21 protein-coding genes are annotated in these 24,830 nt (G+C 33.1%); 15 read left to right on the top strand and 6 right to left on the bottom strand.

What is annotated here, in order from left to right:
• Positions 1–3: 3 nt before the first annotated feature.
• The 9 genes from ACE94K_RS01080 (at position 4) to ACE94K_RS01040 (ending at position 8,502) form a co-directional block, all read left to right on the top strand.
• Positions 4–186, top strand: a complete 183-nt coding sequence (locus ACE94K_RS01080; RefSeq protein WP_378178706.1) for a CPXCG motif-containing cysteine-rich protein — start codon at positions 4–6, stop codon at positions 184–186.
• Between the two features lie 177 nt (positions 187–363).
• Positions 364–774 carry a response regulator gene (locus ACE94K_RS01075; RefSeq protein ID WP_378178703.1) on the top strand — a complete coding sequence of 137 codons (411 nt, stop codon included), beginning with the start codon at positions 364–366 and terminating at the stop codon, positions 772–774.
• A 129-nt stretch (positions 775–903) separates the two neighbouring features.
• The gene (locus ACE94K_RS01070) at positions 904–1,449 is read left to right on the top strand and encodes a heme NO-binding domain-containing protein (protein WP_378178700.1); all 546 of its coding nucleotides are present in this window, start codon (positions 904–906) and stop codon (positions 1,447–1,449) included.
• Positions 1,442–2,662 (top strand): ATP-binding protein, encoded by a 1,221-nt coding sequence (locus tag ACE94K_RS01065; protein ID WP_378178697.1) that lies wholly within the window; start codon positions 1,442–1,444, stop codon positions 2,660–2,662. Before ACE94K_RS01070 ends, ACE94K_RS01065 begins: the two co-directional genes overlap by 8 nt.
• Before the next feature lie 14 nt (positions 2,663–2,676).
• The gene (locus tag ACE94K_RS01060; RefSeq protein ID WP_378178694.1) at positions 2,677–3,810 is read left to right on the top strand and encodes an FIST signal transduction protein; all 1,134 of its coding nucleotides are present in this window, start codon (positions 2,677–2,679) and stop codon (positions 3,808–3,810) included.
• Between the two features lie 2 nt (positions 3,811–3,812).
• Positions 3,813–4,871, top strand: coding sequence for an ATP-binding protein (locus tag ACE94K_RS01055; protein ID WP_378178691.1), 1,059 nt, complete (start codon positions 3,813–3,815; stop codon positions 4,869–4,871).
• The gene (locus tag ACE94K_RS01050; RefSeq protein ID WP_378178688.1) at positions 4,868–5,188 is read left to right on the top strand and encodes an Hpt domain-containing protein; all 321 of its coding nucleotides are present in this window, start codon (positions 4,868–4,870) and stop codon (positions 5,186–5,188) included. Before ACE94K_RS01055 ends, ACE94K_RS01050 begins: the two co-directional genes overlap by 4 nt.
• Positions 5,189–5,200: 12 nt before the next feature.
• The gene (locus ACE94K_RS01045; protein ID WP_378178685.1) at positions 5,201–5,926 is read left to right on the top strand and encodes a LytR/AlgR family response regulator transcription factor; all 726 of its coding nucleotides are present in this window, start codon (positions 5,201–5,203) and stop codon (positions 5,924–5,926) included.
• A gap of 143 nt (positions 5,927–6,069) precedes the next feature.
• Positions 6,070–8,502, top strand: coding sequence for a DUF4114 domain-containing protein (locus ACE94K_RS01040; RefSeq protein ID WP_378178682.1), 2,433 nt, complete (start codon positions 6,070–6,072; stop codon positions 8,500–8,502).
• Between the two features lie 36 nt (positions 8,503–8,538).
• Here the strand turns inward: ACE94K_RS01040 and ACE94K_RS01035 are convergent, their stop codons facing one another.
• Positions 8,539–10,626 (bottom strand): tetratricopeptide repeat protein, encoded by a 2,088-nt coding sequence (locus tag ACE94K_RS01035; protein WP_378178679.1) that lies wholly within the window; start codon positions 10,624–10,626, stop codon positions 8,539–8,541.
• 180 nt (positions 10,627–10,806) lie between these two features.
• Between ACE94K_RS01035 and ACE94K_RS01030 the strand changes: the two genes are divergently transcribed.
• The 4 genes from ACE94K_RS01030 (at position 10,807) to ACE94K_RS01015 (ending at position 13,999) form a co-directional block, all read left to right on the top strand.
• Positions 10,807–11,103, top strand: coding sequence for an STAS domain-containing protein (locus ACE94K_RS01030; RefSeq protein WP_378178676.1), 297 nt, complete (start codon positions 10,807–10,809; stop codon positions 11,101–11,103).
• Positions 11,104–11,125: 22 nt separating this feature from the next.
• Positions 11,126–11,425, top strand: coding sequence for an STAS domain-containing protein (locus ACE94K_RS01025; RefSeq protein ID WP_378178673.1), 300 nt, complete (start codon positions 11,126–11,128; stop codon positions 11,423–11,425).
• On the top strand, positions 11,415–12,659 hold the full coding sequence (locus ACE94K_RS01020; protein ID WP_378178670.1) for a sugar isomerase: 1,245 nt from the start codon (positions 11,415–11,417) through the stop codon (positions 12,657–12,659). Before ACE94K_RS01025 ends, ACE94K_RS01020 begins: the two co-directional genes overlap by 11 nt.
• A gap of 122 nt (positions 12,660–12,781) precedes the next feature.
• Positions 12,782–13,999, top strand: coding sequence for a glycosyltransferase (locus ACE94K_RS01015; RefSeq protein ID WP_378178667.1), 1,218 nt, complete (start codon positions 12,782–12,784; stop codon positions 13,997–13,999).
• An 88-nt stretch (positions 14,000–14,087) separates the two neighbouring features.
• Here the strand turns inward: ACE94K_RS01015 and ACE94K_RS01010 are convergent, their stop codons facing one another.
• The 3 genes from ACE94K_RS01010 to ACE94K_RS01000 are packed head-to-tail and all read right to left on the bottom strand — an operon-like array spanning position 14,088 to position 19,950.
• Complete coding sequence (locus ACE94K_RS01010) at positions 14,088–15,629, bottom strand: glycoside hydrolase family 2 TIM barrel-domain containing protein (RefSeq protein WP_378178664.1); 1,542 nt, start codon at positions 15,627–15,629, stop codon at positions 14,088–14,090.
• The gene (locus ACE94K_RS01005) at positions 15,626–16,858 is read right to left on the bottom strand and encodes a hypothetical protein (protein WP_378178661.1); all 1,233 of its coding nucleotides are present in this window, start codon (positions 16,856–16,858) and stop codon (positions 15,626–15,628) included. The genes ACE94K_RS01010 and ACE94K_RS01005 overlap by 4 nt, the downstream gene beginning before the upstream one ends.
• Positions 16,858–19,950 (bottom strand): hypothetical protein, encoded by a 3,093-nt coding sequence (locus ACE94K_RS01000; RefSeq protein WP_378178659.1) that lies wholly within the window; start codon positions 19,948–19,950, stop codon positions 16,858–16,860. Before ACE94K_RS01000 ends, ACE94K_RS01005 begins: the two co-directional genes overlap by 1 nt.
• A 204-nt stretch (positions 19,951–20,154) precedes the next feature.
• Between ACE94K_RS01000 and ACE94K_RS00995 the strand changes: the two genes are divergently transcribed.
• Positions 20,155–20,976 carry a dolichyl-phosphate beta-glucosyltransferase gene (locus ACE94K_RS00995; protein ID WP_378178656.1) on the top strand — a complete coding sequence of 274 codons (822 nt, stop codon included), beginning with the start codon at positions 20,155–20,157 and terminating at the stop codon, positions 20,974–20,976.
• A gap of 40 nt (positions 20,977–21,016) precedes the next feature.
• The gene (locus ACE94K_RS00990; RefSeq protein ID WP_378178653.1) at positions 21,017–21,985 is read left to right on the top strand and encodes a type I phosphomannose isomerase catalytic subunit; all 969 of its coding nucleotides are present in this window, start codon (positions 21,017–21,019) and stop codon (positions 21,983–21,985) included.
• A gap of 103 nt (positions 21,986–22,088) precedes the next feature.
• Here the strand turns inward: ACE94K_RS00990 and leuB are convergent, their stop codons facing one another.
• Together leuB and ACE94K_RS00980 are read right to left on the bottom strand one after the other, a co-directional pair.
• Positions 22,089–23,147 carry a 3-isopropylmalate dehydrogenase gene (gene leuB / locus ACE94K_RS00985; RefSeq protein WP_378178650.1) on the bottom strand — a complete coding sequence of 353 codons (1,059 nt, stop codon included), beginning with the start codon at positions 23,145–23,147 and terminating at the stop codon, positions 22,089–22,091.
• Positions 23,148–23,239: 92 nt separating this feature from the next.
• Positions 23,240–24,763, bottom strand: coding sequence for an alpha-isopropylmalate synthase regulatory domain-containing protein (locus ACE94K_RS00980; RefSeq protein ID WP_378178647.1), 1,524 nt, complete (start codon positions 24,761–24,763; stop codon positions 23,240–23,242).
• Between the last annotated feature and the right edge of the window lie 67 nt (positions 24,764–24,830).

Raw genomic sequence — 24,830 nt, 5'->3', positions numbered from 1 at the left:
TATATGTTCGAACATTTTTTTCAATGTCCTTATTGTTGGGAAGAAATCTCCATGTTATTGGATTCTTCGGTTCTTTATCAAGAATATGTAGAGGACTGTGAGGTATGTTGTAATCCGATGATGGTAAAACCAAGATTCGAAGATCAGGAACTGGTCGCTTTTGAAGCCCTTAGTATAGAACAGTAAGAATATGATGCTGCTTCAAGATTTATAAAATCCATAAAAATTAACAATGTAAATTTTTATTCATCTACAGTAAACTTCCATTCGTCGACACTTAAATAATATTTATCGAAATAAAGTTGAAATACAAATGGAAAAGAAGAATTTTATACCATAGAATTAAAACTTAATTTAAACCTAATGAGAGCCTTGAAGTTTTTGTTGATTGAAGATGATGAGATAGAACGATTAAAATTTGTTCGTGTATTGGATAAAAACAATTATCAATATAAGTTGTTAGAAGCTCAAAATGGTGAAGAAGCTTTAGATATACTCCAGAATCGTGAAGAATTTCCAGATCTGATCCTCTTGGATTTAAATATGCCTAGAATGAGTGGACTTGAGTTTCTCAAGATTTTAAAGTCAAACGAGAAATTAAAATATATTCCGGTAGTAATTTTAAGTACCTCAAATAATCATAAAGATTTGAAGCAGAGTTATGAAGCTGGAATTGCGGGCTACATAGTGAAACCTCTTAAATATGAAGACTACGTTGAAAAAATAAAGGCTCTTGTTGAATATTGGGGAAAAAACCAACTTTTTATTATGTAAAGAAACATAAAAAATGTAACTTTCATACCACAAGGAATGAGAGTTCACTATGTTAAGAAATAACATTCCAGCACAAAATTTTCTTACAGAAAACTCTACACATTTATAGTTAACCTACATTTATGAATTATGAAAGGTATTGTATTTACTGAGTTTTTAGAGCTAGTGGAAGATAAGTTTGGTCTAGAAATGGTTGATCGAATCATCGAAAAGTCGAATCTTCCTTCTCAAGGAATTTATACTTCTATAGGAACGTATAAATTTTCAGAAATGTTAAGTCTACTTACAAATCTGAGTATTAACACCAACATAAATACTGATGATCTGCTTTTAATCTATGGCGAACATTTTTTTGATGTTCTTTCTAAGAATTATGGGGATTTATTGAATCAATATGAGAGTCCACTCGAATTATTGGGGTCGATTGAAAATCACATTCATGTAGAAGTAAGAAAGATATACCCCGAAGCAGAATTACCTACTTTTGAGATTTTGAATAAAACTGAAACGGAGCTTATTATGGTTTATAAATCAAGTAGAGCTATGTATAGTTTCGGATTAGGTTTGATGAAAAAGACCTTTACGCATTTTAACAAGCAAGCAAGTATAGCGTTCGAGAAAATAAAAGAAGACGGGACAGAAGTTAAATTTATGATTCAATTGCATCATGAATAAAATTGATTCTGGTATCCTCGAAAGGGCTTTAAAAAGAGAAAAAGCAGCAAGAAAGCAAGCAGAAAATATTCTTGAAGAGAAATCCAGAGAACTATATAACACTACACAGGAATTAAGAGCAGCAAATCATAAGTTAGAAGAACTTTTTGATACTAAAAAAAATGAATTACAGGGAGTTTTTGATAATCTTGTAGATGCTTATGTACTTATGGATATCAACGGTAATATCCTAGATATGAATACTTCGGCAGTAAATCTATTTGGGTACAACATTAAAGATGAAAATGTCAATGTTTTATCACTGATTTATAAAGACGATTTTGAATATGCAATGTCTTCATTTCAAAAGTTAATAGCAGAAGGATCCTTTTCAGATTATAAAGCGAGAGTATATACAAAATTTAAAGGCGTTAGAACAGTTCATATTAATGCTAGTATCATAAGAAATAACGAAAAAGGTATTATCGGTGCGCAGGGTATTGTAAGGGATATTACTAGTCAGTTGGAAGAAGAGAAACAAAAGGAGAAGTTATTACAAAGCTTAGAAATCAGTAATAAAGAGCTTAATGATTTTGCCCATGTAGTTTCTCATGATCTAAAGTCTCCTTTAAGAGGGATGAACGCTTTAATTAATTGGTTGAAAGAAGATTACAAAAGTGTTTTAGACCAAAGTGCCCAGAATTCCTTTGACTCCTTACTTCATAAAATCGAGAAAATGGATAACCTTATTGAAGGTATTTTAGCATACTCGAGTATTGATAAACAACAGATTCAGGACAAGTGTATTGACCTTAATGAAATAGTAGAAGATATCCTTGCAATGATATTTGTACCGGATCATTTTAAAATTTCAGTCATAAATCAACTACCTGTGATAAAAGGCGATAGATATCGATTGCAGCAGTTGTTTCAAAACTTAATAGGAAATGCCATTAAATACAACGATAAAAAAAACGGTCGTCTTACAATAACATGTAGAGAAGATAAAGAATATTGGTTATTCGAATTCTCGGATAATGGACCCGGTATTCCAGTTGAATATCATAATAAAATATTTGAGGTTTTTCAGACCATAAACCCATCTAAAGAGTCAACAGGTGTAGGATTATCTATCGTAAAAAAAATTGTTGACTTGTATGAAGGTTCTGTCAGTGTTTCATCAGAAGAGGGTAAAGGAACCACATTTAATTTTACCATAAAAAAGCATCTTTAAAACATAATTTAATTATGAAAATACAACAGTACCAGAAAAAGAAAGACGGTAAATGGAAGTCTCTTAAGGGCTATGATGGTATATTAAAAAGGCCGCTGGTGATGGTTTTTGGTAATAGATATTTACTAGAAGATGCAATTATTTTTGATGAGATTCGCCACATGTATCCAGATGGAGAAATTGTAATAGGTTCTTCCGCAGGGGAGATTGTAAATGAAAGTGTTTCTGATTCTTCTATCTCTTTAACTGCAGTTGAATTCGAAAAAAGTGAGTTTACTATTGTCCGCGAAAATATTCTTGAACACCAAAAAGATGCTTTCGTTACTGGAAAGAAATTATCGGAAAAATTACCAACTGCAAATTTAAAACATGTTTTTATACTTAGTGAAGGTAGTTTCGTAAACGGGTCTGCTTTAATTAGTGGATTAGAGTCAATCGGTAATGAGGTAGTATTTACAGGAGGTTTGTGTGGAGATGATGCAAGATTTGAAAAAACAATAGTCGGTTATAATAGTACACCAAAAGAAGGAGAAATAATTGCTATCGGATTTTATGGTGATGAATTGGATATTACCAGTGCGCAGTTTGGTGGTTGGACTCCTTTTGGACCAGAACGAATTGTCACTAAATCAAATGGCAATGTCTTATATGAATTAGATGAACAACCGGCATTAGATTTATATAAAAAATACTTGGGCGATAAAGCTTCAGACTTGCCTCAGTCAGCTTTGTTATATCCATTAAGTGTGAAAATAAAAGGCAAAAAGGAAGCAATAGTTAGAACCATACTTTCAATTGATGAAAAAGATAATACAATGATTTTGGCAGGAGATGTTCCAGAAGGTTCGGTGGTACAGCTAATGATGGCGAATATTGATAAAATAGCGGAAGGAGCTGCTAAGGCAGCGGAAATAGGTATGAAAACACGGAAGAAAAATCCAGATTTAGCCATTTTAGTAAGTTGTATTGGTCGAAAATTAGTAATGGACCAACGGGTAGAAGAAGAAATTGAAGAAGTAATTGAGGTTGTTGGAAAAGGAGCTACTATAACTGGTTTTTATTCTTACGGAGAATTGGCACCATTTAGTAATAGTATGAAGTGTGAACTGCATAATCAGACCATGACATTAACTCTTTTAAGCGAGTGAATATGAATCCATTACTTAAACGGCAAATACGAAAAAACCTTCCGGAATATCTTAAAGAAAATTCTGATTTAGGATCTTTTTTAGATGCTATAGATAGATCATACTATAATTATGAAGAACAATTTACTATGCTACAACGAGCAATGTCTATTAGTTCGCAGGAATTATATGATGCTAATCTAAAGTTAAAAGAAGAAGCAGAACAACAAAGATTGGTAATTTCCAGCTTAAATGATGCAACAAAAACGCTAAGATCCATTAGTTATAAAACAGAAAAATCAAATTCTGGGACCAGTCAAGAATTAACGGGATTAGAATTGGCGTCTTTAATCGAACAACAGGCTAAGCAAATTTCTACTTTCGAAAAGCAAAGGGCTCAAATCCTTGAGGATCTCGAAAAAAGTAATGAAGAATTAAGTAATTATGCACAAATCGTTTCTCATGACTTAAAATCTCCGTTAAGGAACGTAAGTGCATTAGTAGCGTGGATCAAGGAAGATACCGAAAATATGGGAGGTACTGTTCTTAGCCACATAGATCATATAGAGAAAAATTTACTCAAAATGGATAATCTTATTAATGGAATACTTGAATATTCATTAATTGATAAAAAAGAGCAAGCAGAAAGTGTAATAGACTTAAACGAACTTGTGAAAGATACGATAGAGTCAATACACGCTCCAGATACCATAGAATTTATTATTGATAATGTTTTACCTAATGTAAAAAAAGATGCTAATCGAATTAGACAGCTTTTTCAAAATTTGATTAATAACGCTGTAAAAAGTATAGATGCAAATTCAGGAGAGATTCATATCGGATCAAAAGAGAGAAAAGACCATTGGGAACTGTATGTAAAAGATACAGGAAAGGGAATAGCAGAACGTTATTACAAAAAAATCTTTGAAATTTTTCAAAGTGTAGACAGCGGAGAACAATCAACTGGGATAGGACTATCAATTGTAAAGAAGATAGTGAATTATTATGGGGGAGAGATTTGGTTAGACTCTAAAATAGGAGTTGGTACTACTTTTTATTTTACTTTAAAAAAGAATGAATGATTGAAAAACCTAATTTAGAATATATCCACGAATTAGCCGCAGGATCCGAAACGTTTAAAAAAAAACTGATTACGATTATAAAACGTGAGTTTCCAGAAGAAAAAAATATCTTTCTAGAAAATTATCATGAAAAAAAGTATGGTGATGCAGCAGAAAATGTACACAAATTAAAACATAAAATAGGAATGCTTGGGTTTGAAAAGGGGTATCAAACCACAATAGATTTTGAAGAAGAATTACTTGACGGGGAACATTCCCTATTCTCAGAATTTATGCTTATTTTAGATTCGATAGAAAACTTTCTTACTACTATTTAAATGTTTACAACTATGAATTGTATTATTATCGATGATGAAGAAACTGCCAGAATGATTATAGAACAATTATGTTCTCAAGTGGATGATATAAATGTTGTAGAACAATTTCCTAATGCAATTCAGGCAATCAAATATTTAAATCATAATGAAGTTGACCTTATCTTTCTGGATATACATATGCCGGATTTTACAGGGTTCGATTTTATTCAGACACTTAAAAATCCTCCAAAAATCATTTTAACTACTTCTGATAAGAACTTTGCTTTAGAAGCTTTTGAATATGATTGTATCGTAGACTATATGGTAAAGCCAATTACATTGCCACGTTTTCTAAAGTCTATACAAAAATTACAAAATACTCCAACTCCACCCAAAGAGGATGTTTCTATTAATGAGATTACCGATGGAAACACTAAAATAAAGGATGGAAATGATCTATATATCAATATTGATAGGAGACTTATCAAGCTAGATATATCCAGTATTTATTTAATTGAAGCGAAAGGTGATTATATAACAGTTAAAACAGAAAAACAAAACTATACAGTACATTCTACTATGAAAAAAATAGAAGAAAAGTTACCAGATGATATTTTTCTTAAAATTCATAGATCATATATAATCAACACTAAGAAAATTATCGATATCGAAGATAATAGTGTTTTAATAGCTAAAGATGTTATCCCTGTTAGTCGCTCTAATCGTCCGGAGCTTATGAGAAGATTGAATCTACTATAATCTAGCTTCAGTCGTTTTACTACTAAATAGTAAATCTACCCTTTCTTACCATTCACCGAAAGGAACCGTTTACTCATCGTTTTTCAAGATTTTCAGGATCATTTCATTTTATTTTTGATCCAATAAAACCAAATCTTAGAATCATGAAACGAATTTTACTATTTCTACTATTATTAATCAGCAATCTAGTTAGCTGGTCACAAAATTATAACTACTTAGGAACTTACGATGCAGAGGGTGTACCTGACTATCTTGTAGAAAATGATACTGTAACACAAGCGCTATTGGATAGTATAGCTAATGCTTTGCCCGAAGGTTTTCCTGTTCCGGATTATAATCCACATTATATTTCTTCAGGTTATGACACCGATATTATTTTAGAAGAAGATGCTGATGTCTGGGTAACATTTGTTGGAGAAGGAGCAGGATATAAAAATGTCTTGGGTTTTTATACGTATGATATCAATAACCCTCCATCCACTATTCCTACTCCTGAAGAAATCACTATTATTTTTCCTAATGTCTCAAAAAAATATAGCGGCGGTGGATTAGAACCAGGCAATAAGGTTAAGATCGGAACATTTTCTGCTAATACTGGTATAGGATGGGTCTTACTGGCAAACGCATGGTCAAATGGTACCGTTGGATACGGACACTGGCAGTTATTTTCTAACCCTGACTATAATCCAGAAGCCGATCAAGCACTAAGATATCATAACGTCCTTTTGTCTGATGTAGAAAATGAAAGAATCATCTTAGGATTTGAAGATATTAGGAGAGATTATGGATCTTGTGATAATGATTTTAACGATGCGCTTTTTTATGTAACCGCTAATCCGTTTACGGCTATTAAATCTCAGAACTTTGCTGATATAAAAAGCGCTACCGACGTGAGTTCTGCTAACAATGGAGGGTTAGAAAGCAATGGTAAACTTGCAAACCTTATCGCCAAACGTAATTTTAAAAGAACAAAAAATAATAGTTCACAAAATAAAAAAAAGCTTCAGAAAAAGTTTTCGCCTAATACAGAAAACTATAAATCTGCTAGCGGGATAAACTTTGGAAAATATTTTCCTCAGACTGGTGTATCGGGAGTTGAAATACCACACGTTTCAAGTCCAGAAGATCTGATCTGGATTACTAACGCAGAGACTGTCTTTTCTGTAGATTATTATCAGCAAGATAAGAGAACTGCTGCTGCATTGGCAATACATACAACAGAATCAGTTTACAATCACACTAAGACTATTTGTGATCGATTAAATAGTTCGGTTCTTGAGGATATACGCACAGTTAAAGTCAAAAATCACGAAGTTGTTTTAACTAGACTAAAAAGAGCCTCTGGAGAAAGAGAATACGCTATACATTTTTCTGTAAAATCAGATACAAATAAAAATATATTATACAGTCTATGGAATATTGATGAATACCCATCTGGCGAGTATCAAAATTTTCAAATTTGGGGTAACTCTGTTCCACAAGTCGCTCATATAGCTAATAATGTCATTGACTCTTTAAAAGAAGAAAAAGATCTGATCAGTTACAATGTATCAGAAAGAATACCTAATCTATTTGTTAAAAAAGGATACTATGAGAATGGGAAGTTACATTTGACAGTTATAAACAAAACGAAGGTAAGATCTATCCATTTTGTCGGAAATTATCGAGAAACTGAACTTTCTGAAGAAAACACCATTGATTCAACTTTTACACTTACCGGAGAATATGAACAAGAATTGGTTATCAATTCTGGTAAATTATTTGATATAGGAGTATCAATTGGCAATACCAATTCAAGCATGAAAGATGTACTTTATCTTGCAGATGGTCCTTGGGGCTTAGATTATCTGGAAGAAGGAGCGAATATTGCAAATTTTGAAGTAATGCAATCACAAGAAGATCTTGATGACAGCTCCTATCTTATTGAAAGAAATGTGAGAGTTTCTGGCGAGGTTAAGGAAACGGTAAATATCTTCAGGAATATTTTAGCAGGTGATCAGGCAAAGGACATATCTTCATATCAAACTATAGAATTTGATCTTAAAAGCACATCGGATATAGAATTAATTTTAGTGCCTGAGAATTTAGCAAATTGGGAAGATCGGTTACGCTTTACTGTAAAAGCAAGCGACGAAATAAAAAATCACATCATAAGATTATCCGATTTTGATGGCGCCAAAATCAGAAATCTTGATAGTTTACGCATAAAAAATATTGTATTCTCTATTCAAGGAGACTATAATTCTCATAAAAGTTTTGAAGCTTATATAGAGAACGTAAAATTTTCTAATGAAGTTTTGTCAACGCCAGATTTACAAATGGAAATAGTGGAAGGAACAGTTAACTATCCAAATCCTTTTTCAGAAAAAACTACAATACAAATACCGTCTCAGGAAAATGAAGTTGATATAGTGATATATGATATGTTAGGCAGAGCGGTAAGAAAGAGTAATATCAGAACAAACTCTAAGAATCAGATAGAAGTAAGAAGAGAAGCCTTGCTTGTAGGTACCTATATTTATGAAATTAATTGTAATGACGGTAAAAGATATATAAATAGATTCACAGTTAGGTAGAGGCCTTTGGTTTCTTGATTTGGGAAAATAGCGAGATCAGTTTTGATTCTCGCTATTTGTTTTTAAGTTCATAATCTTTTTGTCAAAAATAGGTTTTTCAAGAAAGTACCACTTTAATTTAAAACCAATTTCTGTGAACTCGAAACCAGCTGCAGTAGCTGAGGCTATATTACTATACTTACCATAAATATTAGCCTTGAACCTCTTTGAAAAATGATGCCCTATCTTTCCTTCTGCTCTAAATGTAGTAGAAGCTGGATCTTCTTCGACATATTGACGACCCACTGCGGCACTTAGACTATAAAACCAATTTTGATTTTGATCGTTAAGAATCTCTCCAAAAAATTCCGCCAAATTAAATGAAGATGGACTAAAATATATTGTGGGAACTTGATTTTTAAAAGAAATATATTGATAATTTAATCCAACTTTTAGAACAGGCCTATTTAAAACATTGTAATATAAGGATGTAAATAGCAAGTTTCTGGTATTATCATCAGATTGCGAAGTATATATGGCTTGTGTATACCAACCTAAATTAAAATTAGTTCCTAAATTATAATTAAGAGAATAGTTATTCATAATAATCTCTCTATCGATCAGGTCTGCATTAAAATTTTGAAACTCCCTTTTATATCCAACATCCAAATTTTGAAGCTTAAAGGGTTTAATACTTAAGATAGCCTCTGCAATAATACCGGTATAATTATCTGTTTCAGCATTAGAACTATTAAAACCTATATTAGTTTTAAGGGTCACTTTGCCGCTAAATTTATAGTCTAATCCAATAGACGCTTCATTGGATTCTGCTTTAACATTAGTGCTGGTGTTCTCGGTTGATCTAAAAGAATAACTACTTTTTACTTTTAACTTAGTAGACAAAGGAATTTCCACGTTAAAATTGGTGTTGATTGCCTCATTATTACCATTGTCAAAAGTGTAAGCCGTTTTGTTTTCGATAAATGGAGTATGAGAAATTTTTAAGTCAGAAATTAATTTTTCTGCATCTGGTTGTTTTGGGTAAAAAGACAGTGTTTTAAAAGCGAATTCATAAGCTTTCATATCTAATCCGGAAGCTCTGTATGCATTAGCAATACCGAGATTGCCATCAAACGAACTTTTGTCAGAATCTAGAATTTTATTGTATTGATCAAGACTCATCCTGAAATCACTAGTATACATTCCATAACTTGCCTGCAAACCTAATAATTTTGAATTACCGGGATATTTATTCTGAAGTTCATCAATAGCAGCTTTGGCAGCTTTAAATTTTCTATTCCAAAAAAGAGCCTGTATATACCGTTCATAAGAGCTTAATAGTAGTTCGCTATCTGAGGCTAGTTTTTTAGCTTTTGTTAAAGATTCAGTAGCTAAATCAAGTGCCTTTTTTTCTTTATGCCTTTTATGTGCTACTAATGATAAACCTTGTAAAGAGATGATACTATCTTTAGGGCTTTTCGCCGTTTTATAGTACATTTCTTCTGCATCAGCATATTGATTAATAACCAGATATATGTTAGCCTTATTTAATAAAGTGTCTTTGTCATCAGGAAAATCTTGTAAGTTCTGATCTAACAGCGTTAAAGCTTTTTCATATTGTTTGTCTTGGGATAAAGTAAAAGCATACCCTAATCGAATATATTTTCTAGAGATTAATGCATTAGTATTACCTTCTTGTATTTCTAAAGCTTTATTTACTGTCTTAAGAGCTAAAGAATATTTTTTTAGGTTGGACAGCGTATTTGCATAACCGAGAACAGCTGCAAAACTGTTTGAATTTTCTTCTATTATTTTAACATAATACGCCTCAGCTTTTTCATAGTCTTTATTCCATAGCAAGGATTCTGCATAATTGAGTTTTATTTCCAAATCATCAGGATACTTTTCTTTTAATTCAGTAAATATTGAGACCGCCTCTTGGGAGTCTCCAAGAAGACCTACCGCCCTACCGTAGCATAATTTTGCAGTTCGATTATCCGGGAAATCAGTAAGAATATCATTAAAAAAAACTTTCGCTTTAACATAATTACCATTCTCCAGGTAATTAAATCCCTGAGTCATATCCTGACCATTGGACAAATGAATAAAAAATAAAAAAAAGACAAAGGATATTCTTTTGATCATAGGCAAAAACTAATAGTAACAAGATAAGAATATCTTTCTAAAACAAGCATACTTTATTTTTTTTATACCTCTAAAATTTCCCCACTCATCTACAGTAAAATGCAACTCATCGAAAAACATAGGGATTACTATTTTCATGTAATGATATTTGTATTGTTATTAATCTTAAAAAGAAATGTTATGGCACTAAAAATTACAAACAAACAAGGAGTTTATGAATTGGTAGGAAATTTACAAGGTAAGAACGCCCTATCATTACAGCATCATTTTGAGCAGTTAATGACCTCTACAGAAAAGGTAATTTTATCCTTAGACAAAGTGTCAAGTATTGATACCTATGGAATACACGTTCTTAATAAACTATACCGTACAGCTATTAAAGACAATAAAATTTTCTATCTAATTGGATCAGAAAATAATAAAATCAAAACTGCATTTGGTAATGTAAGCTATATGCTAAGAAATGATTTTCTGTAACAAGCCCCCAAATTAAAATATCATGGAATTACAAATACATAACACCAATGGACGAATAGAAATTAAAGGAAACTTCACTTCTGGTAATGTCAACAAAGTAAAAGATTACTTTAACTACTTATTAGATCATTATGAGGAAGTAGTAATGTGTCTTAATAACGTTCATCAGGTAGATAAAAGTGCTCTCAAAGTTTTAAAGAATATTTATGCAAAAGCACAGAAAAGAAGCAAAGTATTATTCGTATTAGGCAAAGGAAATAAAAAAGTTTTTAGAGCCTTAAAAAGAAACCAACTTACTCATATTTTTAGAAATGACTATTAGCACCTACATCCCCAAATTATCTGCAGAGCAAAAATTTATGGTAAGTGTTATCATCGTGAATGCTGGAAATTATCTATATAATCTGTTGTTAGGAAGAATCTTAGGACCAGAAATGTTTGCCGATGCAGCTTTATTAATTACTTTTTTGTTAGTACTGTCTTTTGTCGCGATGACGTTTCAATTAGCGACTGCCAAATTCTCTGTACTATTTGAGAATGATACATTAAAGAGTTTTATTAACGTAGCGTATAAATATGCAAGTATCACTGGATTGGTTATAGGAGCTGCGATGATAATTTTTTCGCAGGAACTACAAAATATTTTTAATACCAAGTCTTCTTTGATGTTTACCATATTTGGTTTAGGAATTCCTATCTATTTTGTTATGAGTGTGAATCGTGGATTCTTTCAAGGAACCAAGAAGTTTGAAAAATTAGCTCTTACCTATCAGGGTGAGATGTTTAGCAGGTTGCTAATTACTTTATTCTTAATTTTTTTCCTTACACAAGTAAATTCATCAATTTTAGTAGTTATAGGTATAGTAGCTTCCTTCTTTTTTGGATTATTACCATTTAAAAGAGAGAACATAACACTGCGATCAAAAAACATATTAAACAAAGAGCAAACTAAACAAATAAGTAAGTTTTTTGTACTAACTGCCTTTTATGAATTGACACAAATCATTATTAATAACAGTGATATACTTATGGTCAAGCATTATTTTGAAGAGTACGATGCTGGATTATATGCTTCTTTAGCACTTATCGGACGTGTGGTATATTTTGTAACCTGGATGTTCGTGATGCTTTTATTACCGGCAGTTATTGAAAAGAAAAAGCTTGGTGAAGCCACTACTCCAATTTTAATCAAGTATGTTGGTTATGTTGTGGGATTAGCTACAGCTGTAGTTTTAGGATGCTATCTTTTTCCTGAATTAGCAATTAATATCCTGTTCGGAAATGATTACTTATCAATAGCACCGTTACTCTGGAAATATGCCATTGCTACATCTCTTTTTGCAGTTTCTAACATATTTGCTTATTACTTTTTATCTCTGGATCAGTATATACCGGTAATTATTTCCGGGTTGCTAGGTGTTTCACAAATCGTATTGATAACCTTTTTTCATTCATCATTGCTAGAAGTCGTGATAGTACAGATAATTGCGATGGCGATTTTATTAAGTGTACAATTGATTTATTTTTTCTATCGATCTATAAAAATCTCAAACTAAAGATACTAGTTTTCCATTCGTCGACACAAAATTGCAAACCACCGAAAATGAATCTCATAACCTTCATTTCTGTAGCATATTTGTAGTGTAATAGTATAATCCAAATCAAAAAAACCAAAATCATGAAATTAGCAATCGTAACAGCATACCCACCTAGCAAAGTGACCTTAAATGAATATGCTTTTCATTTGGTAAAACAATTTAGACAGCAATCAGAAATCACTGAACTAATCTTACTTACAGACACTACAGAAACTGAAGCAAACATCGAGTTTGAAGAAGCCGGTTGTAAGGTTGTAATTAAACAATGTTGGAAATTTAATAGTTATAAAAACATTGTTTCTGTTATGAAAGCTGTAAATCAAACAAGTCCGGATGCCATTCTTTTTAATCTACAGTTTATGAAATTCGGAGATAAAAAAATTGCAGCAGCTTTAGGGTTATTATTACCGCTTTTATGTAGGATTAAGAAGATTCCTACTGTTGTTTTGTTACACAACATTATGGAGCAGGTAGACTTGGACAAAGCAGGATTTACAAATAATCCAATACTTAAAACAGTATTTAATTGGATAGGAACTGCATTGACGCGATTTGTTTTATCCGCAGACCGTGTTGCCGTTACCATTAGTAAATATGTAGATATTCTTGAAAAGAAATACAATGCCAAAAACGTTGTATTAATCCCTCACGGAACCTTTGAAATCCCAGCAGAACCATCTTATGACTTGCCATCTGGCTCATTAAAAATTATGACATTTGGAAAGTTTGGGACTTATAAAAAAGTAGAAATCTTAATTGATGCTGTAGAGAAAGTAAGAAAAACTACAGGAGTTGATTTAGAAGTTGTGATCGCAGGAACTGATAACCCAAATACTCCTGGCTACCTAGAGAATGTAAAAAACGAATACAAGAATACACCTCAAGTGACATTTACCGGATATGTAGAAGAAGAGGATGTCCCTAAGATTTTTGGAGAAAGCGCTATGGTTGTCTTTCCTTACACATCTACTACCGGAAGCTCTGGAGTATTACATCAGGCGGGTAGTTATGGTAAAGCAGTTGTTATGCCCGATCTTGGAGATCTGAGTATACTGGTTAAAGAAGAAGGATATAGAGGTGAATTTTTTGATCCTCAAAACACGGATAGCTTGGCAAATGCTATACAAAAAATAGTGGTGGACGCCAATTACAGAAAAGAATTGGCAAAAGCTAACTACGATGCTGCTACCGCATTCCCTATGAGTAGAATTACTCAAATGTATACAGATGCTTTTAAACAGATTAAAAAGGAACGATTTTCTAAAATAGAGAAAAGCTTAAAAAGAGTTTCTATTTAAAAAAATAACACTGTCAGTAGTTTGACAGGATTACCCCAGATTTTACAATCGTCATATTTTAAGAACCTTTGAGATATCTCAGAGGTTTTTAGTGTGTAATATATTCAAATGACTTCTTTTTATTGCCTTGTTTATCAATAAATCCAAAATGTTTTTGTGTGTTTTTTCTCCAAGGCAATCTACCAACAACATCAGTAGGTATGTTATCAAAATCATACAACGTCCAGGACATATAGTGAAGTTTATTCTTTTTTATAATTTCCTGAAAATCTTTGTGATAACTGGCTTGATCCTTTGCTGAATTTCCAAAGGGAGCCCATAACCCTTTATTAGAAGATAACCCGAATTCTTGCAGCACTAATGGTTTATCCAACGAGGATATAGATTTAAAAGATTCAGAGAAATTTTCTAAGTCCAAATAATAATGAAAAGAAACAATATCGACCTCATCGACCAGTAACTCTGCTGATTCTATGGATGACCAACCAATTGTTATTGGATGCACCCTATCTAAAGATCGTACCTGACCAATCATCTCCCTTAACCAAGCAAGCACTATTTCTTTTCCTCTACTATCAAAATCAAGATTAGGCTCATTCTTGATATCCCAGGCCAGTAAAGCTTTGTGATTTTTGAATTTACCTACAATTTTTTCTGCGTGTCTGTGTGTAAAGGTCCAATCTTGAATCGCATAATTACCATAAAAATCAAAAAGCGTGACAATTACTTTTAAGCGAGCAGCATCTGCCAAATCCAATACGGTTAGCAATTCCTCTAGTTTATCTTCTTTTACATTCTCTTTTCCAAAAACTGTATATGGAACAAAAATCCTAATCGTATTAAGATCTGCATTTTTAATAATATCAAAATCGGTTTTGATGATCTCAGGATTAAAATCTTCACCAAACATATTCCAAGGAGTTTTTTGAGGATAATAATTGATGCCTTTTATTTGGTAGGTACTACTATCAACTATAATCTTTTTGCCTTTTACGTATGGAGATTTCTTTTGTAATGTACTATCTGGTTGTGATAAAGATTGTTTAACAATATGACGAACTCTCCAGAATCCATCTTCTAGTAACATGGCTATTTTGTAATCAGCAGTATCTTTGGACGCAAACTGTAATTCATTCTCTTTAAAAAATTGAGTATAGGATGTTACATTTTGATCTTCAAAAACAACTAATTGCCCATCTGCGCTATAAAAATCTAAAGAGAGATGATGATTTAACGTTGTACTGATAACTTTTATATTATTTGTTCTATTAAACTGAAGACCGTTCAAGAGATTTTTGCGCGCGTTTTCTGTATAGAAATCAAAAATACCCAGCGAATCATAAGTGGCATATCCTACATTCTTCACATACCAAGAATTAACATAGTCTTTTTGAATGTCACCCATAGTTTGTTTTTCTATAGGTCGACCTGGATTCGTAGTATCTTTCCAAATAACTTTTGGCATATACGCTTGCTTATTTTTTACTCCAATATGCAACATACTCGAACGATCAGCTCCAGTATTAAGAAATGATAAAGTTTGACTTATACCAAAAAGAATGAGCGCATTTATAGCTATAAATGAAATAATAATAAAAGACCTGTATATCATTTTGTTTTGTTTCTTCATTTTAATTCTATACGATCATATTTTTTAGTAATACCCATACCATTAATTTCTACTGTATATTTTCCGTTAGGAAAGAAATCTTCTGACATATTAAACTCTACAAAGCCTTCTGAAGAAAATTCTGATAGGGTATCGATCATTTTATTATCATTTTCTATACTTAGAGAAATTATAGCACCATCCGGAATAATTTGATTCATAAAACTTAAAATTGGTCCGACAGTAATCTTTCTATTTGTTTTAGAAAATTGAATTTCATAATCCTTTACAGATGATTTAAATGTCATCGTTAGCTTATTACTTTGTGCCATTTCAGGAATAAAAGCCTGTATATCCCATGTGGTTTCAGAAACTGGGTGTACCATATATCCTGTTGCAACTCCGTTAATACTGGTCCCTGTAGTTCTTAATCGTTCTTGGTTTGCTGTGACGATACTGAATTCTACTAATCTGCCATCGCTAATTACATTACCGTAAGCATCTTTGATGATGGAGGTTGAAAATTCTATAATTTGATTACCATCTGCATACTCGTGTTTTTTTGAAGTATACAGATCAAAGTCTTGAGCTTGCGCCGGAAATACATCAAGAGTGAATTCTTTTGAAGCTGTTTTGGCTGTATGTGCACTTACCAGAATTCGACCAGATTTCTCATAAGAATATATATTATTCCAAACGATAAAATCCTTGGTATAGAATTCAGAATTCTTTTCAGTTTCTAAGAATTGATGTTTAATAGATATTAAGGTGCTATCCTCAATAGGATTGTCAAATACATCAGATGGTAATACGGTAATCATTCCATAATCTATACCTCCCGCAATAATACTGGTTGGTCCTAGATAAGATTCCAGTGGGGTTTTGATTTTGTCGGAAGCTTTGATATTTAGTCTTCCTGAATGTAGTTCTTTGGTATTGAAAATCAATTTATAGTGTAAAACTCCTTTTTTTTCTGATATAGAAGATGGAATTTTAAAAATGAGCATTTCATCCTGCTGTTGCGAATTAAGATGCGTTTTACAATAAGAGCTTTCTAGCAATAAGTTTGCTTCAATTCGTTTATTGGTTTTAAATTTTAGAACAATTTCATCTCCGGCAATATAATCTGTTTTATTGTGCACAGCTACAACATCTATTTCTTGAATTCCGCTATTAATTGGATTAATTACGGTGAAACCCAAAACGAGAATCATCAAAAACAGCAGATATATAACTTTATTCAGTTTCATCAATTAGGAGCTCCTATATAATTATTTACTTCAATTTTAATATAATCATACCCATTACCTTTGACAGGAATTAAATTATAATCAGGTTGATCTCTTTTTCTATTTGGTGTTATTTTATAAGCAATATCCTGATTAGGCAGGCCATTGATATAAATATTTTCCATACTCGTATTAATTGATTTTAGTTTGCCTATATCTTTTAAATAATATTCGAATATCTTTTTACGCTGTGGTCTTATTCCTTCTCTAACATAAGAATGATCAACCCAGATAAGTTCTTTATTGTCATTATAGTAGGATATAATCAACTGTGGTATCGTTACTTCTTGTAAACCAGAATTAAACAAAACTCCTTTTATAACATCTTGTTTAATTTCAATTTGTGAAAGTGCTAAACCTTTGTACAAATCGGTGGTAGCGACATTACCTGCACATTGAAGATTGAAGTTAAGGGGAATATCAGAAAATGAAACAGCCGTAAATTCATCCGGATTAAAGGTTTTTGGTTTTTGATCATCCTTATTCAACCAGGCTATTCCTTCAAAATTAATTCTAAAGCTAGTAACCTCTTTTGGCGTAAGTTTATGCTTCAGCTGATCTTTTGCATTATGCACTGCTAATTCTTTATTTTCAGAATTATATAACGTTGCCTTGATAACAATATCAGCCGGAACATTATCGACATTTTGTATTTCTCCAACAATGGTATAAATAGAATCTTTTTTGATAAGACTTGCATAAAGGACTTCCAACACCGGTTGTTTTATAACATCTTCGTGAAAAGTCTGTTCAGAAGATATCCTTCTTCTTCCGTGACTATAGAATTGAGTTTTGTTTTGTGAGAATAATTGGTCGGGTGGAATATCCAAATCATAATCTGATGGTTCTACATACCATTTACCATTTCTTTTTGCCAACTTATGATAGAAGGTCTTGTCAATTCTTTCAAGAGGTGTTATCCAGTAGGTTTCTGCTCTCACTTTTGCAGTGCTATCGGTTCGATCTAACACAATGGTTTTTATCTCATCCATTTTAGCATAAGAACTTAATAAACCATCAGTAACCGCTATTTCTAGCATGTATTGATCTTCCATTTTATTACTATTAGGATCAATGTAACTGTATGCTCTTTTAAATTCTTTAAAATCCAAAGCATCGTAATATGCTTCAACTACATTTTGCGGACTAATTTGTGTAGCATTTTTGATATAAAAAAGATAAATACCATATGACATGATCAATAACAATAATAACGCCCACATATGTTGAAAACGTATAAGATAGTTTTTAAAGCCTTTATATTTAATTGAATAGTTAAAAAAATCGGGATGGCTGCGATCACTCGTTTTTAGAGCCTGAACCCACATCATCTGGATATTTATGATAAAAGCTAATAAAGCAGTCGTAATAGGAATCAGACCCCACATCAACTTTAATGGTAATGCAACATCATCTTTTGGAATAATATTGGGTATTGGAGGAACATTTAGTTTTTCCCAAACCATGATACCATTTTCTAATTGTCTTAGTCTTTGCCAACCACAGAAAAATAGAATTGGGTCATAAAATTTATCATTAGAAAAAACATACTTTAAATTGTATTTTTCAGGCACGGTTAAAAACTGCTGTAAGGAACCTATACCTTCTACTCCTCTAAACTTAGAGTTTTCTAGTCGCTCTACAGCTCTTGATGTAAGCTCCGGAAGTCTTCTGGCAGAATGATAATTTCCGTCTACGGTCATTGCATTTGTTTGAGCAGATAACCAAGCCATTTGATCTCCAAAACCTAAAGGCAAATAACGCCAATGATCGTGCTGATCTTGTTTCAGGAAATTTAAAATCGGAAGCATCTTTATCTTCTGGGGTTGAGAAGGTCTGAAATATCCTAAACTCATTGTGAATACACAAGCAAAAATAAACGCTCCAGCCAGTAAACCGCCTAATAAACGATGATAAACGCTACCAAATTTTTCCTGAAGTTTATTCTTTATATCGCCTTCTACAAATCGATAACAAAACTCACCAAAAATCGGAAGAGACATTATTGATCCCCATAATGTAAATCGGTCTAAAGTGAGAATATTAAAAGCATTGTCTCCTAAGACCATTTTTGGGATCGGTGTGGTACCACCGGTTCCTAATAAGGTAAGTAAGGACAGTGATAAACCAAAAAACAAGTGCCGTTTACTATAATATCTATAAAATATATAAGGTAAAATAAACAAGAGAATTCCCCAGGGAATCAAAAAAAAGACCAATCCCGATGAAGTAACCTCCAAAAAATTATCTCTGGAACCGTGTGGAATGGGAACCTGCGTAATAGGATTGTTTTTAGTATTTATCCAGTATGGTAAAATGCAAAAAATAATGAGTGCCAGAGATCCCATTCCAAAGCCTACAATTCTCCAAAAAAGTTTAAAGAAGGTGTTTAAAAATATTTTAAATCTGATAGCCTTGTAAGAACCAGCGCTGTCTTTGGCAGTATCCATAATGACCATTCCAATTAATGGAAAAATGAAGAATACCATCCCAAAAATTGGGGTAACATGATGAGAAGTTACGGTTACTGCTAGCAAACTAAATGCCCTTAATAAATATTTATATCGACCAGTCTTGATCCATAGGTAAATTTCGGGTAGTGCGTGCATTAGAATCGAAATCCCAACAATACTAGGTAGTTGACCAAAGATATGCAAGGTTTCAACAAAAGAAGAAGAGAACACAGCCACAAGAGCAGCATAACCGGCAACATTTCTCTTGCCAGTCATTAGTAATGAAAATCTAAATACTCCGGTGATAAATAATATGATCGCAATAATAGCAACCGCAAAGAGCCCAAATTTAAGACCGCCAATTAGAGAGAATAGTCCAATACTTTGATGTACTAAAGGAGGATACCCCATAACCGTAAAACCTGTATACCAACTATAATTCCAAGGTTCGAACCAACTTGTAGCATAATGATCTGCAAAAAAAAGATGGATTAAAGCGTCATACGTAGTTTCTAATGTAAAAAAGATACAGGAGCTATGAAATACAACTCCTATTAATAGCGCGCTTATTAAGTATTTATTAGTAATTCTTTTCTTCATTCAATAGATATAAGCGGAAACTTCCCTAAAAAACTCATTAAAAAATTTCACTGGATTAAATATACAACAAAGCTTTGGGTTTCGACGAATGGTCCATCTTTCGACGAACGCCATTCATCGAAAGCTTTCTTTCGACCATCGAATTACCTCAATTTCAGGGAGCTAACCGTGCTACTTTTGACCTGTAACCCAAAATAATCTATTATGAAAACTGGAATAATCATACCGTGCTATAATGAAGAAAAAAGACTAAACACAAACGCTTTTATAGAGTTTATAAACCAAGAAAACGAATATCATTTATGTTTTGTAAACGATGGAAGCAAGGACAATACTGTTGGAGTGTTAAAAGAAATTCAAGAGGTAAATCCAACAAAAGTAAGTATTGTAGATATTAAAAAGAACGCTGGAAAAGCAGCAGCCGTAAGAGCAGGATCAAGGTATTTATATAGTAAAGGCGATATCAACTATATAGGATTTATAGATGCCGATCTTTCTACGGATTTTGAAGATTTTGGAGATCTTTTAAAAACATTAAAAACCAATAATAACTTAAGCTTTGTTTTTGGTTCACGAGCTAAGAATGCATCCGATGCTATAGAAAAAGACAAAATTAGAGCAGTAATATCTAAAGTTATAAATATTTTAATTGTATTGATTTTAGGTCTGTCTATTAAAGATACACAGTGTGGCGCAAAAGTTTTTAAGGCAGATTTGGTACCCGTGATCTTTGCAAACAGTTTTATAAGCAGATGGCTTTTTGATGTAGAAATGTTTATTAGAATGAAAAGATACTTTGGTAAGGCGCAGATTACGAAAGCTATTTTTGAGCAGCCTTTAAAAAGATGGGTTCATATGGAAGATTCTAAATTAGGGTTAAAAGATTCGCTGGAAATTCCTTATCGATTACTATCCATATGGTTTAACTATAATGTACTTGCTGTATTATCAACTAATAAAGATATAAAGGTTAGTGAACCAGTAGTAGAAATCTATGGTGCTTCTATCCCTACCATGGCGGCTTAATTAAATCTATAAAGTATCAAAGACCCTAAATCTAGAAATCATGATAAACTATCCTATAAAATTTGAACCTATATTGAAAGAAAAAATATGGGGAGGAAATAAATTAAAAAATGTTCTATGTAAAAATACTACTCAAAATAATATCGGAGAAAGCTGGGAGATAGCAGATGTTGATCAAGATGTATCTATTGTTGCTAATGGCATTGCTAAAGGAACTTCATTAAAGGAGTTGATCAATTATTACAAATCCTCATTATTAGGAAGAAAAAATTACAAAGCTTTTGGGGAAAAGTTTCCGTTACTTATTAAATTTATTGATGCAGATAAGGACCTTTCTATCCAAGTACATCCAGATGATAACGTAGCAAAAAGACGCCACAACTCATTTGGTAAAACCGAAATGTGGTATGTAATGCAAGCCGATAAAAATGCTAATCTTATTGTTGGTTTTGAAGAAGAAATATCCAAACAAGACTATGTAAATCATCTAAATAATAATAGTTTAGAAAGTATTTTACATTATGAGCGTGTTAATCCGGGTGATTCGTTCTTTATTAATGCCGGAAAAGTACACGCTATAGGGGCAGGCGTTTTGTTAGCAGAAATACAGCAGACATCAGATATTACATATCGTTTATACGATTGGAATAGAAAAGATGTTAATGGTAAATCTAGAGATCTTCATACTGAAGAAGCATTAGATGTTATTGAGTTTAGCAATAAAAATGATTATAAAAAAACGTACGACAGGTCGGCCAATGAAACTTCTACTATCGCGGCTTGTCCTTATTTTACAACTAATTTCACTTTAATTTCTGGTGAACTTACAAAGGATTATTGCAACTTAGACTCATTCGTAGTGTATGTATGCACAAAAGGGGAAGGTAGAGTCTCGGTAGATGATCATAGCGAAACTATTAAAGAAGGAGAAACAATTTTGCTTCCTGCTATGGTAAATAAGGTGCATATTCACTCTGATTATTGCGAGCTGCTAGAAGTGTTTATTTAATATCAGAAACAAGAGTTATTTATTAATAGAAGATAATTTGTTTCACATTTAATTTTGGGAAGAAAGCCCTGTAGATTGCATACGTAATCTTTAGGGCTTTTAATTATATATTCTTCACCAACCAATCTCCAACTTCGCTGGTTTTGTAGGCTTTGCCGTCTCCGGCTAAATCTTCGGTGACCACGCCTTCGTTTAAGGATTTATCAACTACATTTCTGATCGCTTGCGCTTCCTCATTCAATCCAAAAGCGGTTTCAAACATCATAGCAGCAGACAGTACCGTGGCTAATGGATTGGCGATATCTTTTCCTGCAGCTTGTGGATAAGATCCGTGAATAGGTTCAAATAAAGCAGTTTTCTCTCCAAGAGAGGCAGAAGGCATTAACCCCATAGAACCTGATATTACAGAGGCTTCATCTGTAAGGATATCTCCAAATAAATTCTCAGTAATCAAAACATCATAAGAATTTGGCCATTGTACTAACCGCATAGCTACTGCGTCAACGAATTCGTAGCTTACTTCAACTTCTGGATAATCTTTTTCCATTGCCTGAACAGTTTCTCTCCATAAACGAGAGGATTCCAGCACATTTGCTTTGTCTACACAACATAGTTTCTTGCTACGAGTCATAGCCATTTCAAAGCCTTTTTTAGCCAAACGTTTTACTTCTTCTCTGGTATAGGTGCACGTGTCATAAGCAGTATTTCCGTTATCTTCTCTTCCTCTTTTACCAAAGTAAATTCCACTGGTTAATTCACGAAGAAATACCAGATCAGTTCCTTCAATTCGTTCTCGCTTTAAAGGAGATTTGTCGATCAACGAAGGAAACGTAAAAGTGGGTCTTACATTAGCAAACAACCCTAGCTTTTGACGCATTTTGAGTAATCCTTGCTCTGGTCGAACCTTGGCAGACGGATCATTGTCAAATCTGGGATGACCGATTGCTCCAAATAATACTGCATCTGCATTTACACAAATTTCATGGGTTTCATCTGGGTACGGTTCTCCAACAGCATCAATAGCAGCAGCTCCTGTTAATGCTGATGTCCATTTTATTTTATGCCCATATTTTTTCGCAACTGCATCACAAACTTTGACTGCTTGATCTATTACTTCGGGTCCAATACCGTCTCCGGCTAGTAGTGCTATGTTTAATTCCATTCTTTTCTTTTATTCTAGATTGTTTTATCAGTTACTCTATTACATCTAGTCCTGAGCATAGTCGAAGGATACGATGTGACAAAAGTTTTTATTTATAGTTCGATAATATTCAGCATTTTTTCGGTAGCCTTAATGGCTGATACCGTTTGATCAGAGTCTAATCCTCTGGTTACAAATTCTTTTGTTTCGGTTTTCCAGGTGATCACTGTTTCACAAAGTGCATCAGAATTACTTCCCGGCGGAATCCGAACAGCATAGTCTATCAACGTAGGCAAAGACTTTTTTTTCTGCGCATATACTTTTTCCAAAGCATTCATAAATGCATCATATTGCCCATCTCCTTGTGCGTGTTGTTCAATCACCTCATCATCCATTTTGATAGCGAGTGTAGCAGATGGCTTCAATCCTTTTGCGTGAGTTAAAGCGTAGGACTTAATTTTTACTTTGTCTTTGTATAGTTTGCTATCCAATACATCCGAAATGATATACGGTAAATCTTCCTGAGTTACGACTTCTTTTTTGTCACCGAGTTTAATGATCTTCTGGGTTACTTTCTTAATATCTTCCGGGCTTAGTTTTAAACCTAATTCCTGAAGGTTTTTTTCGATATTAGCTTTACCCGAAGTTTTTCCCAGAGCATACTTTCGTTTTCGTCCAAAACGCTCCGGCATCAAATCATTAAAATACAGATTGTGTTTGTTGTCTCCATCAGCGTGTATTCCTGCAGTTTGTGTAAAGACGTTATCTCCGACCACAGGTTTATTTGCAGGAATTTTAAATCCAGAAAAAGTTTCCACCAGTTTACTTACCTTATATAATGCTGATTCTTTTACATTGATACTAACTTCTGGAAGGTAATCATTGATGACTGCTACTACACTAGCCAATGGCGCATTTCCTGCACGTTCACCCATGCCATTCATCGTAAGGTGTAATCCGTTTACTCCAGCTTTTACTCCTTCGATTGCATTGGCAACCCCCAAATCATAGTCATTATGCGCGTGGAAGTCAAAATGCAAATCCGGATATTTGTTTCGCAAAGAGGACAAATATTTATAGGCTTCTGACGGAATCAGCACGCCTAGCGTATCGGGCAATAATACTCTTTTTACTGGTTGCGTGGTCAAAAAATCTAAGAATTGATATACATACTCAGCAGAGTTGCGCATACCATTGCTCCAGTCTTCTAAATACACATTGGTGATGATTCCTTCTTTAGTTGCTTGTTTAAAAGTGGCTGCAATGTCCTCAAAATGCTGTTCTGGAGTTTTTTTTAACTGATAGGTAAGGTGATTTATAGATCCTTTGGTAAGAAGGTTTTGGACTTTAGCTCCGGTGTCTTTCATCCATTGTATGGATTTACCATCATCTACAAAGGTCAGTATTTCCACTTTATCTATATATCCATTTTCTTGAGCCCAGTCGATAATGTTTTTAACCGCTTCGAACTCACCTTCGGATACTCTAGCAGATGCCACTTCGATACGATCCACTCCTAACTCCTCGATCAAAAGACGCGCAATCGTTAGTTTTTCTGAAGCAGAAAAGGATATTCCAGAGGTCTGTTCTCCATCTCGGAGTGTAGTATCCATGATTTCTATTGATCTTTTGCCCATATATGTATTATTTTTCCTTCTCAGATCTCACAGGTTTTGAAAACCTTTCAGCCCTTTATTATCTCTT

The organism is Aquimarina besae, assembly GCF_042434905.1.
In the GTDB taxonomy this organism is placed as follows: Bacteria; Bacteroidota; Bacteroidia; order Flavobacteriales; family Flavobacteriaceae; genus Aquimarina.
This window is presented reverse-complemented; position numbering and strand designations above follow the sequence as displayed.

Coding starts and splice junctions, on each gene's coding strand:
- ACE94K_RS01040 (WP_378178682.1), top strand. CDS start 6,070: ATGAAACGAATTTTACTATTTCTACTATTATTAATCAGCAATCTAGTT.
- ACE94K_RS01065 (WP_378178697.1), top strand. CDS start 1,442: ATGAATAAAATTGATTCTGGTATCCTCGAAAGGGCTTTAAAAAGAGAA.
- ACE94K_RS00995 (WP_378178656.1), top strand. CDS start 20,155: ATGAAAACTGGAATAATCATACCGTGCTATAATGAAGAAAAAAGACTA.
- ACE94K_RS01060 (WP_378178694.1), top strand. CDS start 2,677: ATGAAAATACAACAGTACCAGAAAAAGAAAGACGGTAAATGGAAGTCT.
- ACE94K_RS01010 (WP_378178664.1), bottom strand. CDS start 15,629: ATGAAGAAACAAAACAAAATGATATACAGGTCTTTTATTATTATTTCA.
- ACE94K_RS01025 (WP_378178673.1), top strand. CDS start 11,126: ATGGAATTACAAATACATAACACCAATGGACGAATAGAAATTAAAGGA.
- ACE94K_RS01050 (WP_378178688.1), top strand. CDS start 4,868: ATGATTGAAAAACCTAATTTAGAATATATCCACGAATTAGCCGCAGGA.
- ACE94K_RS01075 (WP_378178703.1), top strand. CDS start 364: ATGAGAGCCTTGAAGTTTTTGTTGATTGAAGATGATGAGATAGAACGA.
- ACE94K_RS01005 (WP_378178661.1), bottom strand. CDS start 16,858: ATGAAACTGAATAAAGTTATATATCTGCTGTTTTTGATGATTCTCGTT.
- ACE94K_RS01080 (WP_378178706.1), top strand. CDS start 4: ATGTTCGAACATTTTTTTCAATGTCCTTATTGTTGGGAAGAAATCTCC.
- ACE94K_RS00980 (WP_378178647.1), bottom strand. CDS start 24,763: ATGGGCAAAAGATCAATAGAAATCATGGATACTACACTCCGAGATGGA.
- ACE94K_RS01055 (WP_378178691.1), top strand. CDS start 3,813: ATGAATCCATTACTTAAACGGCAAATACGAAAAAACCTTCCGGAATAT.
- ACE94K_RS01030 (WP_378178676.1), top strand. CDS start 10,807: ATGGCACTAAAAATTACAAACAAACAAGGAGTTTATGAATTGGTAGGA.
- ACE94K_RS01070 (WP_378178700.1), top strand. CDS start 904: ATGAAAGGTATTGTATTTACTGAGTTTTTAGAGCTAGTGGAAGATAAG.
- leuB (WP_378178650.1), bottom strand. CDS start 23,147: ATGGAATTAAACATAGCACTACTAGCCGGAGACGGTATTGGACCCGAA.
- ACE94K_RS01015 (WP_378178667.1), top strand. CDS start 12,782: ATGAAATTAGCAATCGTAACAGCATACCCACCTAGCAAAGTGACCTTA.
- ACE94K_RS01045 (WP_378178685.1), top strand. CDS start 5,201: ATGAATTGTATTATTATCGATGATGAAGAAACTGCCAGAATGATTATA.
- ACE94K_RS00990 (WP_378178653.1), top strand. CDS start 21,017: ATGATAAACTATCCTATAAAATTTGAACCTATATTGAAAGAAAAAATA.
- ACE94K_RS01035 (WP_378178679.1), bottom strand. CDS start 10,626: ATGATCAAAAGAATATCCTTTGTCTTTTTTTTATTTTTTATTCATTTG.
- ACE94K_RS01000 (WP_378178659.1), bottom strand. CDS start 19,950: ATGAAGAAAAGAATTACTAATAAATACTTAATAAGCGCGCTATTAATA.
- ACE94K_RS01020 (WP_378178670.1), top strand. CDS start 11,415: ATGACTATTAGCACCTACATCCCCAAATTATCTGCAGAGCAAAAATTT.